Source organism: Streptomyces sp. NPDC015661, from assembly GCF_043077765.1.
In the GTDB taxonomy this organism is placed as follows: Bacteria; Actinomycetota; Actinomycetes; order Streptomycetales; family Streptomycetaceae; genus Streptomyces.
Window position 1 is genome coordinate 274992 of sequence record NZ_JBIBST010000011.1, and the last position, 13546, is coordinate 288537.

Genomic DNA, 13546 nt, shown 5'->3' on the forward strand with positions numbered 1-13546 from the left:
CTCAGACGGCAGGCGGCGCGATCTCGCCCGATCCACGGGCGAGCAGCGTCGTGCCGAGCACCAGCCGCTCCGGGGGCTCGTCGGCCCCGTCGAGGCGCCGGAAGAGGCGCTCGGCCGCCGTCCGGCCGAGGGCGGCGGCGTCCTGGGCGACGACGGTGACGCCGAGGAGATCGGCCAGTTCGATGTCGTCGAAGCCGACCAGGGCGACCGGCCGCCCGTGTCGGGCGAGGGCCCGGACCACGGTCACGGTGACCCGGTTGTTCCCCGAGAACAGGGCCGTCACGGGTTCGGGGGCCGACAGCATCTCCCGTACCGCCGTGCTCACCCGCTCCGGGTCGGTGGACCCGAGGGAGACCCAGGCCTCCCGGACCGGGAGGCCCGCGTCCTCCATCGCCGCGCGGTAGCCGCGCAGCCGCTCGGCCGCCGTGTGGATGCGGGGACGGTCGCCGATGAAGCCGATCCGGCGGTGGCCGTGCGCGATCAGATGGGCCACGCCCGCGCGTGCCCCGCCGAAGCTGTCGGAGAGGACGGCGTCGGCGTCGATCCGCCCGGCGGGCCGGTCGACGAAGACCGTGGCGACACCGGCCCGCATTTCGGGCTCCAGATACCGGTGGTCGTCGCCGGCGGGGATGACGATGAGCCCGTCGACCCGGCGCGCGCAGAGCGCGAGCGCCAACTCCTGCTCCCGGTCGGGGTCCTCGGCGCTGGAGCCGTTGAACAGCAGGGCCCCGTGCGCCCGCGCGACCTCCTCGACCGCCCGGCTCAGCGGCCCGTAGAAGGGGTCGGCGAGGTCCTCAAGGACCAGTCCGACGGTCGCCGTCCTGCCCTTGCGCAGGACCCGCGCGCTGTCGTTGCGGCGGAAGCCGAGGGCCTCGATGGCCTCCCGGACCCGGCGCTCGGTGTCCGGGGTGACGCCCGGTTCGCCGTTGACGACCCGGGACACCGTCTTGAGGCCGACGCCCGCCCGGGCGGCGACGTCCTTCATCGTGGGCCGATTGCCGTAGCGGGGCTCGGTGCGGCGGGCGATGTCGGCCACGGTGCGCGGTTCCTCCGAAGGTGTCGTGCGAGCGGTGTCGAGTCGATCTCGGTTCGAGCATAGGGCCTGGACAACGTTGTCAATGCGGGAAAGACCGTGGAGACTGTACGGAACGACTTCCCGCCCCCCGGCCGCCGACTGGAGATTCCGCACCCATGCCCACCGACCCCGCCACGGGCCTCGTCGCCGCCCTCGACATCGGGGGAACCAAGATCGCCGGCGCCCTGGTCGACGGCGAGGGCCGCATCCGCGTCCGCTCGCGACGCCCCACGCCCGCGCGTGAGGACGGCGAGACGGTGATGGCGGCGGTCGAGGCGGTCCTCGCGGACCTGGCGGCCTCCCCGTTCTGGGAGTCCACCGGGGCCGTCGGCATCGGCAGCGCGGGCCCGGTCGACGCCTCCAGAGGCACCGTCAGCCCGGTGAACGTGCCCGGCTGGCGCGACTACCCGCTCGTCGAACGGGTCCGCCGGGCGACGGCCGGCCGGCCGGTCACCCTCGTCGGCGACGGCGTCGCCATGACGGCCGCCGAACACTGGCTCGGGGCGGCCCGGGGCCACGCCAACGCCCTGTGCCTCGTGGTCTCCACGGGCGTCGGCGGCGGACTCGTCCTCGACGGCCGGATCCACCCCGGACCCACCGGCAACGCCGGTCACATCGGCCACATCCCGGTCGAGCTGGACGGCGAGCCCTGCGCGTGCGGCGGACGCGGCTGCGTCGAACGCATCGCCGCCGGCCCGCACCTCGCCCGCCGCGCCCTGGAGAACGGCTGGCTGCCCGGACCCGACGGCGACGTCTCCGCCACCGCCGTGGCCGCCGCCGCGCGCGCCGGGGACCCGATCGCCGTCGCCGCGTTCGAACGCGCGGCCCAGGCGCTCGCGGCCGGCATCGCCGCCACCGCCGCCCTCGTCGAGATCGACATCGCGGTCGTCGGCGGCGGGGTGGCCGGCGCCGGCGAGCTCCTCTTCGCCCCGCTCCGGCGCAGCCTCACTACTTACGCCACGCTCTCCTTCGTGCGGGACCTGACCGTCGTCCCCGCCGTCACGGGCACGGACGCGGGTCTGCTCGGCGCCGCGGCGGCGGGCAGGGGGGCGTGGGGCGGCGCGGCGTCCTGACCTCGGGCCGCCCGGCGCCCCATGACGACCCGGCAGGTGATCGCTCTCGCCCGCCGCAGGGTGAACGTCATGGGGGCCTTCATCCGGGACCGGCGCCTCTACGAGGTCGTGCCGCCGAGGGGCACGGCGTCGCTCCGGTCGTGGTGCCGCCCTTCGTCCAGGACTGCCTGCACTTGCCGGTGACCAGTTTCTTCACGAGACCAGACGAGCGTCCGGCGGCGCGGATTCCGGCGGTCCCAGCCGTCGTGGTCCATGACGGCGACACTGTCCGACAGCCGCCACCGCGAGGAACCCCACGAGGCTTCGGGCACCTCCACCAGGCCGTCGAGGAGTTCGATCGCCGAGGTGGAGAGACTGTCCATGGGCCATGGTCTCCACGTCGCGACGGCGTCAGTGAGGGCATGTGATTCGATCAGATGCGGGAGTGACGGGGCGACAGGGAGAAAGGGGCTGCCACCGTCGACGTCGGTGCCCACACTGCCGTCGGTGTGCACCAAGTCCCGGCACGGCTTGGACACACGCTCGCCGGTCCACTCGAAGTACCAGCCCCCGCTTCCCGGATCCTGCCATGCTGCCGTCCGCAGACCGAGGTGGTCGTACTCCCATCCGAGGGCGGTCTCGTACCGGTCCCCGTTCACCACCCGGCTGCGGCGTACCTCGTAGCGCAGACCGCCGAACTTCTGCTCGAATCCCTCGCACCGGATGATGAGCTCCATGGGAGCGGGGACGAGTTTCCCGGCGTGGTCGCGCACGCGCCACAGCTCTATCGGCAGCCCGAACCGAGTGGGGCACTCACGCCGGCCTGTGCGGCGCAGAAGGTCCTGTGCGCGCGTCGAGAGCCCGGATGGATCTTCCAGGATGTGCATCCTGAACTTCATTTCCGAAGGAAGGTGTGACTGTCAGGCGGTCACTTTACCGGCCACAAACCGGAACGCTCGGTCACACTTGTCCCGCCCCCGCCCGCCCCTCACTCCTCCCGTGCCCGCTCCGGTGTGCGCTGTTCGACGATCACCAGGAACGCGTCGGACTCCAGGTCCATCACGACGCGGGCCGGCACCCCCTCCTCGCGCCGGGCGCCGGCGAACTCCTCCGCCGGCCAGCTGCCCCGCGGGCCGCCGGCCGGAAACCGTTCGAGAACCGTACGACTCATCTCCGCACCCCCTCGTGCTCGCCGTTCTCAACGACGGCCGCCGGGAAGTGTCACGCACATGCTGAGACATGTGTTCGTGGTTTCCGTGGCAGGGTGTTGCGGGCAAGCCACTGGGGGCTATCGAAGAGGGGGAAGACGTGATCGTCTGGATCAACGGTACGTTCGGCGCGGGAAAGTCCAGCACCGCGCGCGAGCTGGTCGATCTGATCCCGAACAGCACCCTGTACGACCCCGAGCTCACCGGCGGGGGGCTGCGCCGGCTCCTCCCGGCCAAGCGGCTCGCCGAGGTCGAGGACTACCAGGACCTGCCGATCTGGCGCCGTCTGGTCGTCGACACCGCCGCGGCCCTGCTCGCCGAGGTCGGCGGCGTCCTCGTCGTCCCGATGACCCTGCTCCGCCAGGAGTACCGGGACGAGATCTTCGGCGGGCTCGCCGCCCGCCGCATCGAGGTGCGCCATGTGCTGCTCGCCCCGGAGGAAACGATCCTGCGGGAGCGGATCGACGCCCGGACGGAGTACGGCGACCCCGAGGTCGACGCGCGCGTACGGGAGTGGTGCCACCAGCACCTGCCGCCGTACCGCGCCGCCCTCGACTGGCTCGCCGGCGACGCGTACACGCTCGACACCTCGGCACTCACCGCGGCCGAGGCCGCCCGGGCCGTCGCCGACGCGGTCCGGGCCGGGCAGGCCGCCCCCTGCGGCATCGTCCAGACGCCCGAGCCGACCGGCGAGACCCTCGCCGCCGGTGTCCTGCTCTTCGACGAGCAGGACCGTTTCCTGCTCGTCGACCCCACCTACAAGCCCGGCTGGGAGTTCCCCGGCGGCGTCGTCGAGCCCGGCGAACCCCCGGCCCGGGCCGGCATGCGCGAGGTGGCCGAGGAGATAGGCCTCGAACTCGACACCGTCCCCCGCCTGTTGCTCGTCGACTGGGAGCGCCCGCAGCCGCCCGGCTACGGCGGGCTGCGCCTGCTCTTCGACGGCGGCACGCTCCGTACCGCCGACACCGAGCGCCTCCACCTGCCCGGCGCCGAACTCCGCGGCTGGCGGTTCGTCACCGAGGAGGAGGCCGCGGAACTGCTGCCGCCCGTCCGCTACCGCCGCCTGCGCTGGGCGCTCCGCGCCCGCGAACGCGGCACGGTCCTCAACCTGGAGGCGGGCGTCCCGGTGGGCTGAGGGCGATGTCCTGGTGAGCCGGCCCAGGCGGCCGGACCGACCGCCAAGGCCGGACCGACCTCCAAGGCCGGACCGAGCGCCAAGGCCGGGCCGACCGCTCAGGGCGGGCCGACCTCCAAGGCCGGGCCGGCCCCGGCGACCGGACCAGACCTCCAAGGCCGGACCAGACCTCCAAGGCCGGACCGACCGCAAAGGCCGGACCGCCCGCCCAGGCCCCGCCGGCCCCTACGCCCGAGCCTCCGCTGCCGCCGTCGTCAGTCGCTCCGCCGTGTCCGTGGTCACCGGTGCCCCGTGCCCGCAGCACAGCACCGAAGGGGCGAGCTTCGCCAGGGTCCGCATCGACTCCAGGGCGAGCGCGCGGTCGACGTGGAGGACGCCGAACATCACGTCCGGCACCGAGGCCACCGTGTCCCCGGTGAACAGCACACCGTGGCACGGCAGATGGACGGCGATCGAGCCGGGGGTGTGGCCGGGGGCGTGGACCACCACGGCCCCGTCGCCGAAGCCGAGCTCCTCGCCGTCCTCGACCTCCCGGTCGACCCGGGTCGGCGGAGCCTCCGGCGAGGTCAGGCCGTGGGCGAAGATCGGGAGTTCCCAGTCCAGGAGGTCGGGCTCCGGGACCGGGGCCTCGCCCCGGATCACCGGCGCGTCGAGCCGGTGCGCGAGGATCTCGGCCCCGTGCCGGTCCGCCAGTTCCTGGGCCGAGCCCACATGGTCCCGGTGGCAGTGGGTCAGCACGATCCGGCGCAGCCGGTCCGGGTCCAGGCCGGCCGACCGCATGGCCGCGCCTATGCCGTCCGCCGTGCCGGCCCAGCCGGCGTCGATCAGGGTCAGCTCCTCCTCGTCCTGCCACACGTAGGCCTGGCCGATGGAGAAGTCGAGGAGGTGCAGTCGCGGGGTGATCCGGGTGAGCTCGATGGATGCCATACGGCGAACCTACGCATCCGCGCAGGTCCGCCGTATGCTTCTACGCTCTCGGCGAGCTTCGCCGAGCGCTGAACCGACCCGCCGTCAGGCCTGCTTCGAGCGGGCGTAGTTGACGAGGAAGTGCGCCTCGGCGACCGAGAGCCGCTCCAGCTCCTCCGGCGACACGGACTCGTTCGGCGCGTGGATCTGCGCCTCGGGCTCGCTCAGGCCGATGAGGAGGATCTCCGACTCCGGGTAGAGCGAGGCCAGGGTGTTGCACAGCGGGATCGAGCCGCCCATGCCGGCGGTCTGCATCTCCTCACCGGGGTACGCGATCCGCATCGCCTCGGCCATCGACGCGTACGCCGGGCTGGAGGTGTCCGCCTGGAACGGCTGGCCCTGGCCGACCTGCTCGAAGGAGACCCGGGCGTCCCACGGGGTGTGCTTCTCGATGTGCGCGAAGAGCAGCTTCGTCACCTCGGCCGAGTCCTCGCCCGGCGGCACGCGCAGGCTGATCTGCGCGCGCGCCGACTTGGGGACCGACGGGGTCGCGCCGGCCACCGGGTGGGCGTCGATGCCGATGACCGTGACCGCCGGGCGTGCCCAGATGCGGTCGGCGACCGTGCCGGCGCCCGGCAGGGACACGCCCGAGAGCACCTTGGCGTCCTGGCGGAAGTCCTCCTCCGGGTACTGGAGGCCCTCCCAGACCTGGTCGGCCGCGAGGCCGTCGATGACGGTGGAGCCGTCGGGGCCCCGCAGCGAGTCCAGGACGCGGATCAGCGCGGCCAGCGCGTCGGGGGCGGCGCCGCCGAACTGACCGGAGTGCAGGTTGCCCTCCAGGGTGTCGATGGTGACCCGGATCATCGTCATGCCGCGCAGGGTCGCGGTCACGGTCGGCAGGCCCACGCGGAAGTTCCCCGCGTCGCCGATCACGATGGCGTCGGCGGTGAGCAGCTCGGGGTGCTGCTCCGCGTACCGCTCCAGGCCGCCGGTGCCCTGCTCCTCGGAGCCCTCGACGATGACCTTGACCGTCACCGGCACGCCGCCGTTCGCCTTGAGGGCGCGCAGCGCGAGCAGGTGCATGATGAAGCCGCCCTTGCAGTCGGCGGTGCCGCGCCCGTACCAGCGGCCGTTCCGCTCGGTCAGCTCGAACGGCGGGGAGAGCCACACGGACTCGTCCAGCTTCGGCTGCACGTCGTAGTGGGCGTACAGGAGGACGGTCGGCGCGCCGGCCGGGCCGGGCAGGATGCCGTACACGGCCTGCGAGCCGTCCGGGGTGTCGAGCAGCGCCACGTCCTGGAAGTCCTCGGCGCGCAGGGCGTCGGCGACCCAGTTCGCGGCGGCCTCGCACTCGCTGCGGGGCGCCACGGCCTCGTCCGCCACCGACTCGAAGGCCACCAGCTCCGTGAGCTCGGCCTTGGCCCGGGGCATCAGTGACCGGACGGTCTCGGCGATCGGATTCGAGGTCATGGGCACGCTCCTGGTGGGTGCGACGTTACGACGTGAGGACGACGTTCGCCGTATGTCGTGGTACGCCGAACGCACCGTCGATCCTACGGGCGGGGTGTCGGCTACCGCGCCGTAGGATGCGTCAGGAGCAGACCACCGGTCGGATCAGGAGCAGAAGCACACGTGAGCAGCGAGCACGCAGAGAACACCGGTCCGGAGCACACCGAGCCCGGAGACGCGGCTCCTGAGGCCGCCGGAACCGCCGCCGAGGGTACGGAAGCGGACCCGGCCCACCTCCCGGATGACGAGGCGTCGGACGGGGCGTCGGCCCCGGCGGCCGACGAGTCGGCGGAGGTCTGGGACGTCGTGGTCGTCGGCGCCGGACCGGCCGGCGCGTCCGCGGCCTACGCGGCGGCGGTCGCCGGCCGCCGGGTGCTGCTCCTGGAGAAGTCGGAGCTGCCCCGGTACAAGACCTGCGGCGGCGGCATCATCGGCCCCTCGCGCGACTCGCTCCCGCCGGGCTTCGAACTGCCCCTCCAGGACCGGGTGCACGCGGTCACCTTCTCCCTGGACGGCCGCTTCGCCCGCACCCGGCGCTCGCGCCGGATGCTCTTCGGGCTCATCAACCGTCCGGAGTTCGACGCGCAGCTGGTCGAGCACGCGCAGAAGGCCGGCGCCGAACTGCGGACCGGTGCCACGGTGAGCCGGGTGGAGCAGCACGGCCCGGCCGTGCCGGACCGGCGGACCGTCGCCGTCGTCCTCGCGGACGGGGAGACGATCCTGGCGCGCGCGGTCGTCGGTGCCGACGGCAGTGCCAGCCGGATAGGGGCCCATGTGGGGGTGAAGCTCGGCCAGGTCGACCTGGGTCTCGAGGCGGAGATTCCCGTACCGCCGTCCGTGGCGGAGGACTGGAAGGGGCGGGTCCTCATCGACTGGGGCCCGATGCCCGGCAGTTACGGGTGGGTGTTCCCCAAGGGGGACACGCTGACCGTGGGCGTCATCTCGGCGCGCGGCGAGGGCGCCGCCACCAAGCGGTACATGGAGGACTTCGTCGCCCGGCTGGGCCTCGCCGGCTTCGAGCCGACGATCTCCTCCGGCCATCTGACCCGCTGCCGCACGGACGACTCGCCGCTCTCCCGCGGCCGGGTCCTGGTCTGCGGTGACGCGGCCGGTCTCCTGGAGCCATGGACGCGCGAGGGAATCTCGTACGCGCTGCGTTCGGGCCGCCTCGCGGGCGAGTGGGCGGTGCGGGTCGCCGAGTCGAACGACGCGGTCGACGCGCGGCGCCAGGCGCTGAACTACGCCTTCGCCATCAAGGCGGGGCTCGGCGTCGAGATGGCGGTCGGCCGCCGGATGCTCGCGATCTTCGAGCGGCGGCCGGGCCTGCTGCACGCGGCCATAACGGGAGTGCGGCCGGCGTGGAACGCCTTCGCCGACATCACCCGAGGCTCGGCCTCGCTCGGCGGCATGGTCCGCTCGAACGGCATGGCCCGGCGGGCCCTGGAGCTCCTCGACAAGCGCATGGACACCACGTCCGGGGTCGGCCCGGCGGGGCGGGGCGTCAGCCCGCGCGAGCGCGCGGCGTCCGAGCCCGAGGGCACGGAGGCCCCGGAAGAGGTCTGACGGTCCGAACTCCCGATACGGGCTCCGCCGCCCGGGCCGCATTACGCCGCCCGGGTGGCGGGGCCCGTCGTCGTGATGCGGAAGACCGGGTGCTTCGGCGCGATCGCCCGCAGTTCCTGCTCGGAGGAGTCGGGGCCGACGCCGCCGAAGAAGACGCCGACCTCGGCCTTCCAGCGCTTGAGGTAGGCGCGGAGCAGCGCGGGCTTGTCGTCGTCGCCGACCTCGACGGCGGTGAACTCCTGCACGTGCTTGCCGAGGTGCAGCTGCCCGCCGCCGGCGGCCCGCATGTTGTGGGTCCACTGGACGTGGCCGCGGGGGGCGACGAGGTACTGGGCGCCGTCCACCGTCAGGAGGTTGACGGGGGTGCGGCGCCATTCGCCGCTCTTGCGGCCCCGGACGGCGAGGACGCGTGAGCCCCAGACGCTGATGCCCCGGCGGGTCATCCAGGCGACGGCGCGGTTGAAGACGTTCACAGTGAACCAGCCGGGCTTCATGACGTGGGTGGCGGGGGAGGAGCCGGCGGGCTGAGCGGGCTGAGCGGACATGAGGGCCTCCTGCGGCTTCAAAGTGTGAGCACTGCTCTCGCTTGAGATCAGTGTGCACGGTTCGGCGCCCGTAAGCAAGAGCAGTGCTCTTGTTTCGTTCCAGTGCTCTGAAAGTGGCACACTGCTCTCCATGACGACCGTTCGAGGAGCCCGCGCCCGCGCCCGTATCGAGATCACCGCCGCCATCAAGGACGAGGCCCGCACCCAGCTCGCCGCCGAAGGCGCCGCCAAGCTGTCCCTGCGGGCCGTCGCCCGCGAACTGGGCATGGTGTCCTCCGCGCTCTACCGCTACTTCCCCAGCCGCGACGACCTGCTAACCGCCCTCATCGTCGACGCGTACGACGCCGTCGGCGCCGCCGCCGAACAGGCCGCCGCCGAACAGGCCGCCGCCGAGACCGGGACGCGGCGCCCCCTCGACCGCTGGACCGCCGTCTGCCGGGCCGTGCGCGCCTGGGCCGTCGCCCACCCCCACGAGTACGCCCTGATCTACGGCTCCCCGGTCCCCGGCTACAGCGCCCCCCAGGACACGATCGTCCCCGCCTCCCGCGTCGGCCTCGTCCTCATCGAGATCGCCCGCCAGGCCCACACGGGCGAGGGCGTCGCCCTTCCGCCGCTCGCCGACGCCCTGCGCCCCGAGGCCGTCCGCATCAGCGCCGACATCGCCCCGGACCTCCCGCCGGCCCTCGCCGTCGCGCTCGTCGCCGCCTGGGCGCAGCTCTTCGGCCTCGTCTCCTTCGAGGTCTTCGGCCAGTTCAACCGCGTCGTCGAGGACCGCGACACCTTCTTCGCGACGGCGGCCCGCCGCCTGGGCCAGGACGTCGGCCTGCTCCCGCGCGGCTGACCCGCACGCCCGAGGCCGACAGGCCGAGGCCACCAGACCGCCCGAAGCCGACCGCCCGAGGCCGCCAGACCCCCCGAGGCCCGACCCCGCCCGAGGCCGCCAGACCCCCCGAGGCCCGACCCCGCCCGAGGCCGCCAGACCGCCCGAAGCCGACCGCCCGAGGCCGCCAGAACCCCGAGGCCCGACCGCCTGCGGCCGCCCGCCCGTGGCCGCCCGCCCGTGGCCGCCAGACCGCCCAGGGTCGAGCGCCTCCAGGCCGGCCGCTACTCCCGCGGGAGTACGCGCGACCACCCCGCCGGGCTGACGTGCGCGCGGGGCGGTCGCGGTTAGCGTGACCGGTATGGAAGCCGGTAGGGACGAGGAGCGGCCGGGCGGGCGCCGGCGCGAGCGGCGCCGCGAGCTCCGGCGAAGGTGGCGCCACGAGCCCTGGTCCGGGCACGGCCCCGAGCCGTGGCCCGGGTCCGGCCGTGGGTTCGGGGAGTGGGGGCAACGGGGTGGCGGCGGAGGCCTGCCCTGGCGGTCGACGGTGCTGATCGCCGTCCTCGTCATGGTGGGAACCGGGTTCTCCGCACGGAACCAGCCCGACCGGGAGGCGCTCGACGCCCTCGGCAGGATCCTGCTGCTGCTCGGGGCGGTCCCGCTGCTGTTTCGTCACCGCAGGCCCGTACCGGTGGTGTTCGCCGTCGCGGCCGTGACCCTGGCCTACCTGGCGGCGGGCTACCCGTACGGCCCGGTCTTCGTCATGATTGCCGTCGCCTGCTTCGCCGCCGTCGTCCACGGTCACCGGACCGCCGCCTGGTGGGCCATCGGCCTGCTCTGGGCGGGCCACCTGCTGCTCTCGCACTGGCTCTACCGCTGGCTGCCCCCGGCCGGCGACGGGTCCGCGCCCTGGGGCCAGGAGCTGCCGGCCGCGGCGTTCGCCGTGGCCGTGCTCGCCGCCTCCGAGGTCGTCCGGGTCCGGCGCGAGCAGTGGGCGCAGCAGCGGGTCGAACGGGCCGCTGCCGAGCGGCGCCGCGCCGACGAGGAACGGCTCCGCATCGCCCGTGAACTCCACGACGTGCTCGCCCACTCGATCTCCGTGATCAACGTGCAGGCGGGCGTCGGCCTCGCCCTCCTGGACTCCGACCCGGAACAGGCCCGTACCGCGCTGACCACCATCAAGGCGGCCAGCAAGGAGGCGCTCGGCGAGGTGAGGCAGGTCCTCGACACCCTCCGTACCCCGGGCGAGGCCCCCCGCGCCCCGGCCCCCGGCCTCGACCGCCTCCCCGAACTCGTCGAGCAGGCCGCCTCCGCGGGCCTCACCGTCACCGTCTCGACCAGCGGCGCCCCGGCCGCCCTGCCGCCCGGCGCCGACCTCGCCGCCTTCCGGATCGTGCAGGAGGCGCTCACCAACGTGGTGCGCCACTCCGGTTCGCGTACCGCCCGCGTACGGATCGACAACGGCCCCGGACGCCTGGAGCTCACCGTCGACGACAACGGCCCCGCCACCGGCACGGAAGCCGGCGGCAGCGGCAACGGACTCGCCGGAATGCGGGAGCGGGCCGCCGCCCTCGGTGGCACCATCGAGGCGGGCGCCCGCCCGGACGGCGGCTTCCGCGTCCACGCCGTACTCCCGCTCCGCCCGGAGGGAAGCACCCCGTGATCCGTGTCCTGCTCGCCGACGACCAGTCGCTGGTACGGGCGGGGTTCCGCGCGCTGCTCGACGCCCAGCCCGACATCGAGGTGGCCGGCGAGGCCGCCGACGGCGACGAGGCGGTGGACCGCGTCCGCGCCCTGCGCCCCGACGTCGTCCTGATGGACATCCGGATGCCCCGGCTCGACGGCCTGGAGGCGACCCGGCGCATCACCGACGACCCGGACCTCGGCGAGGTCCGGGTCGTCATGCTGACCACCTTCGAACTCGACGAGTACGTCTTCGAGGCGATCCGCGCCGGCGCCTCCGGCTTCCTGGTCAAGGACACGGAGCCGGAGGAGCTGCTCCGGGCCGTGCGGGCCGTCGTCCACGGGGACGCGCTGCTCTCCCCGGGTGTCACGCGGCGGCTCATCGAGGAGTTCGCGGCCCGCTCCAAGGCCCCGGCGGCGACGGCCGCGCTCGGCGCGCTGACGGAGCGGGAGCGCGAGGTGATGGCCCTGGTGGGGATCGGCCTGTCGAACGAGGAGATCGCCCGCCGCCTCGTCGTGAGCCCGCTCACCGCCAAGACCCATGTGAGCCGCGCGATGGTGAAGCTGGGTGCCAGGGACCGCGCCCAACTCGTCGTCCTGGCCTACGAGTCGGGCCTGGTTCGCCCCGGCTGGCTGGGCTGAGGGTTCCGGTCGCGGGCCGCGCCGCCGGACGGCCCTCGCGGTCCGGGGGCTGTCGGTGCCGTGTGGAAGACCCCTCGCGGTCCGGGGACTGCCGGTGCCCTGTGGAAGGCTGCCGTGAGATCCAGGGGATTGTCAGTGCCGTGTGGAAGGCTGCTGCGCGATACGGACGATCGAGAGGCGAGGGGTGCGCAATGAGCACGAAGACCGACGGAACGTTCGACCTGACGTCCTTCGAGCCGGAGGTGCTCGACGAGGGCCCGGGCGCCGCGCTCGGCCGCGTCCGGATCACCAAGGCCTTCCAGGGCGGCCTCGTCGGCACCAGCACCGTGCACATGCTGTCGGTGGCCGACGTCGAGGGCAGCCCCGTCGCCTATGTCGCCGTGGAGCGGTTCACGGGCGAACTCGACGGCCGCAAGGGCTCCTTCGTCCTCCAGCACAGCGCGCCCGGCAGCCAGGGCGAGAAGCTCGCGATCAGGGTCGTCCAGGGAACGGGCTCCGGCGACCTCGCGGGGATCACGGGTGACCTCGCGATCATCCGGTCCGAGGACGGCGGCCACTCCTACGTACTGGAGTACACGCTGGGCTGAACCGGCCTCGCCCCCCCGCGGATCGGACAGGCCCCGGAGGCGGGGGATCAGCTCCAGGTGATCGCCGAGGTCTCCCGCCACAACCGGGCGAGCCCCTGGTCGCCGGTCAGGGTCACGGACGCGAGGGGCACTCGGTTCCACAGCGCCAGGTACAGGCGGTCGACGGGCCCGCTCAGCTCCGTGTCCGCCGCGGAGCCCGCGCCCCGCTCCGTCCGGGGCGGCTCCGTCGCGGACAGGTGCACGGTCCAGACGTCCCCGGTGTCCGTGGCACGCACCCGCAGGGTGCGAGGCTCTTCGGTGCGCACCCGGCTGCGGTCGCGGGAGTGGAAGGCGCCGAACAGTTCGTCGATGCCGTCGGCGGCGATCGCCGGATCCACCGCCCCCGGCCCGCTCGGGAGCGCGGACTCGGCGTCGGAGCGGTGGACGGTCGTCTCGTGGGCCTGTCGCCGCGCCCAGAAGGCCAGGGGGGAGGGTGCCGGGAGGAAGGTCCAGCACTCCAGTGTCTCGGGCGCCGCGCGCAAGGCGGCGACGAGAAGCGCGTGCCCCTCGCGGAAGTGGGTCAGCAACTCCTCGCCGTCGAGGGGCGTCTCGCCGTCGCCCGGGTGGTACGCGGTGCGCGCCTCGGCCACCAAGGTCGTGGCCCAGCGGTGCACCATGGCCGTGTGCCGTACGAGGTCCCGGACCCGCCACCCCGGGCAGGTCGGCACCTCGGCGTCGAGCCCGGCCTCGGCGGCCGCGTCCGCGAGGCCGCGTCCGGCCGATTCCAGCGCCTCGATGTACTCCGTGATCTTCAGGGTGTCCATGGGGCGCATTCTGGCACC

Annotated in this window: 14 protein-coding genes; 7 read left to right on the top strand and 7 right to left on the bottom strand. The window is 73.9% G+C overall.

Annotated features, from left to right (window positions below):
• Position 1 precedes the first annotated feature (1 nt).
• Positions 2 to 1036, bottom strand: coding sequence for a LacI family DNA-binding transcriptional regulator (locus ACF07V_RS29100; RefSeq protein ID WP_392158582.1), 1035 nt, complete (start codon positions 1034 to 1036; stop codon positions 2 to 4).
• Positions 1037 to 1191: 155 nt separating this feature from the next.
• Between ACF07V_RS29100 and ACF07V_RS29105 the strand changes: the two genes are divergently transcribed.
• The gene (locus ACF07V_RS29105) at positions 1192 to 2148 is read left to right on the top strand and encodes an ROK family protein (protein WP_392158584.1); all 957 of its coding nucleotides are present in this window, start codon (positions 1192 to 1194) and stop codon (positions 2146 to 2148) included.
• Positions 2149 to 2246: 98 nt separating this feature from the next.
• Here the strand turns inward: ACF07V_RS29105 and ACF07V_RS29110 are convergent, their stop codons facing one another.
• Both ACF07V_RS29110 and ACF07V_RS29115 read right to left on the bottom strand, forming a co-directional pair.
• Positions 2247 to 2864 (bottom strand): hypothetical protein, encoded by a 618-nt coding sequence (locus tag ACF07V_RS29110; protein WP_392158725.1) that lies wholly within the window; start codon positions 2862 to 2864, stop codon positions 2247 to 2249.
• 251 nt (positions 2865 to 3115) lie between these two features.
• Complete coding sequence (locus ACF07V_RS29115; RefSeq protein WP_392158585.1) at positions 3116 to 3298, bottom strand: hypothetical protein; 183 nt, start codon at positions 3296 to 3298, stop codon at positions 3116 to 3118.
• Between the two features lie 137 nt (positions 3299 to 3435).
• Between ACF07V_RS29115 and ACF07V_RS29120 the strand changes: the two genes are divergently transcribed.
• Complete coding sequence (locus ACF07V_RS29120; RefSeq protein WP_392158587.1) at positions 3436 to 4470, top strand: NUDIX domain-containing protein; 1035 nt, start codon at positions 3436 to 3438, stop codon at positions 4468 to 4470.
• Between the two features lie 225 nt (positions 4471 to 4695).
• Here ACF07V_RS29120 and ACF07V_RS29125 read toward each other — a convergent pair whose 3' ends face one another.
• Both ACF07V_RS29125 and ACF07V_RS29130 read right to left on the bottom strand, forming a co-directional pair.
• A complete protein-coding gene (locus tag ACF07V_RS29125; RefSeq protein ID WP_392158588.1) occupies positions 4696 to 5397 on the bottom strand; it encodes an MBL fold metallo-hydrolase in 702 nt (233 codons plus the stop codon).
• 84 nt (positions 5398 to 5481) lie between these two features.
• On the bottom strand, positions 5482 to 6846 hold the full coding sequence (locus ACF07V_RS29130; RefSeq protein ID WP_392158590.1) for a dipeptidase: 1365 nt from the start codon (positions 6844 to 6846) through the stop codon (positions 5482 to 5484).
• Between the two features lie 345 nt (positions 6847 to 7191).
• Between ACF07V_RS29130 and ACF07V_RS29135 the strand changes: the two genes are divergently transcribed.
• Positions 7192 to 8448 (top strand): geranylgeranyl reductase family protein, encoded by a 1257-nt coding sequence (locus tag ACF07V_RS29135; protein ID WP_392158722.1) that lies wholly within the window; start codon positions 7192 to 7194, stop codon positions 8446 to 8448.
• Between the two features lie 41 nt (positions 8449 to 8489).
• On the opposite strand, the gene ACF07V_RS29140 is transcribed toward ACF07V_RS29135, so the two are convergent.
• Entirely contained in the window at positions 8490 to 8993 is a 504-nt protein-coding gene (locus ACF07V_RS29140; protein WP_392158592.1) for a nitroreductase family deazaflavin-dependent oxidoreductase, read from the bottom strand.
• Between the two features lie 130 nt (positions 8994 to 9123).
• Between ACF07V_RS29140 and ACF07V_RS29145 the strand changes: the two genes are divergently transcribed.
• The 4 genes from ACF07V_RS29145 (at position 9124) to ACF07V_RS29160 (ending at position 12725) form a co-directional block, all read left to right on the top strand.
• Positions 9124 to 9834 carry a TetR/AcrR family transcriptional regulator gene (locus ACF07V_RS29145; RefSeq protein WP_392158594.1) on the top strand — a complete coding sequence of 237 codons (711 nt, stop codon included), beginning with the start codon at positions 9124 to 9126 and terminating at the stop codon, positions 9832 to 9834.
• Between the two features lie 340 nt (positions 9835 to 10174).
• On the top strand, positions 10175 to 11476 hold the full coding sequence (locus ACF07V_RS29150; RefSeq protein WP_392158596.1) for a sensor histidine kinase: 1302 nt from the start codon (positions 10175 to 10177) through the stop codon (positions 11474 to 11476).
• Positions 11473 to 12138, top strand: a complete 666-nt coding sequence (locus ACF07V_RS29155) for a response regulator transcription factor (protein WP_369142795.1) — start codon at positions 11473 to 11475, stop codon at positions 12136 to 12138. Before ACF07V_RS29150 ends, ACF07V_RS29155 begins: the two co-directional genes overlap by 4 nt.
• Before the next feature lie 191 nt (positions 12139 to 12329).
• Positions 12330 to 12725, top strand: a complete 396-nt coding sequence (locus tag ACF07V_RS29160) for a DUF3224 domain-containing protein (protein ID WP_392158598.1) — start codon at positions 12330 to 12332, stop codon at positions 12723 to 12725.
• Positions 12726 to 12772: 47 nt separating this feature from the next.
• Here the strand turns inward: ACF07V_RS29160 and ACF07V_RS29165 are convergent, their stop codons facing one another.
• A complete protein-coding gene (locus ACF07V_RS29165; protein WP_392158724.1) occupies positions 12773 to 13519 on the bottom strand; it encodes a maleylpyruvate isomerase family mycothiol-dependent enzyme in 747 nt (248 codons plus the stop codon).
• Positions 13520 to 13546 lie beyond the last annotated feature (27 nt).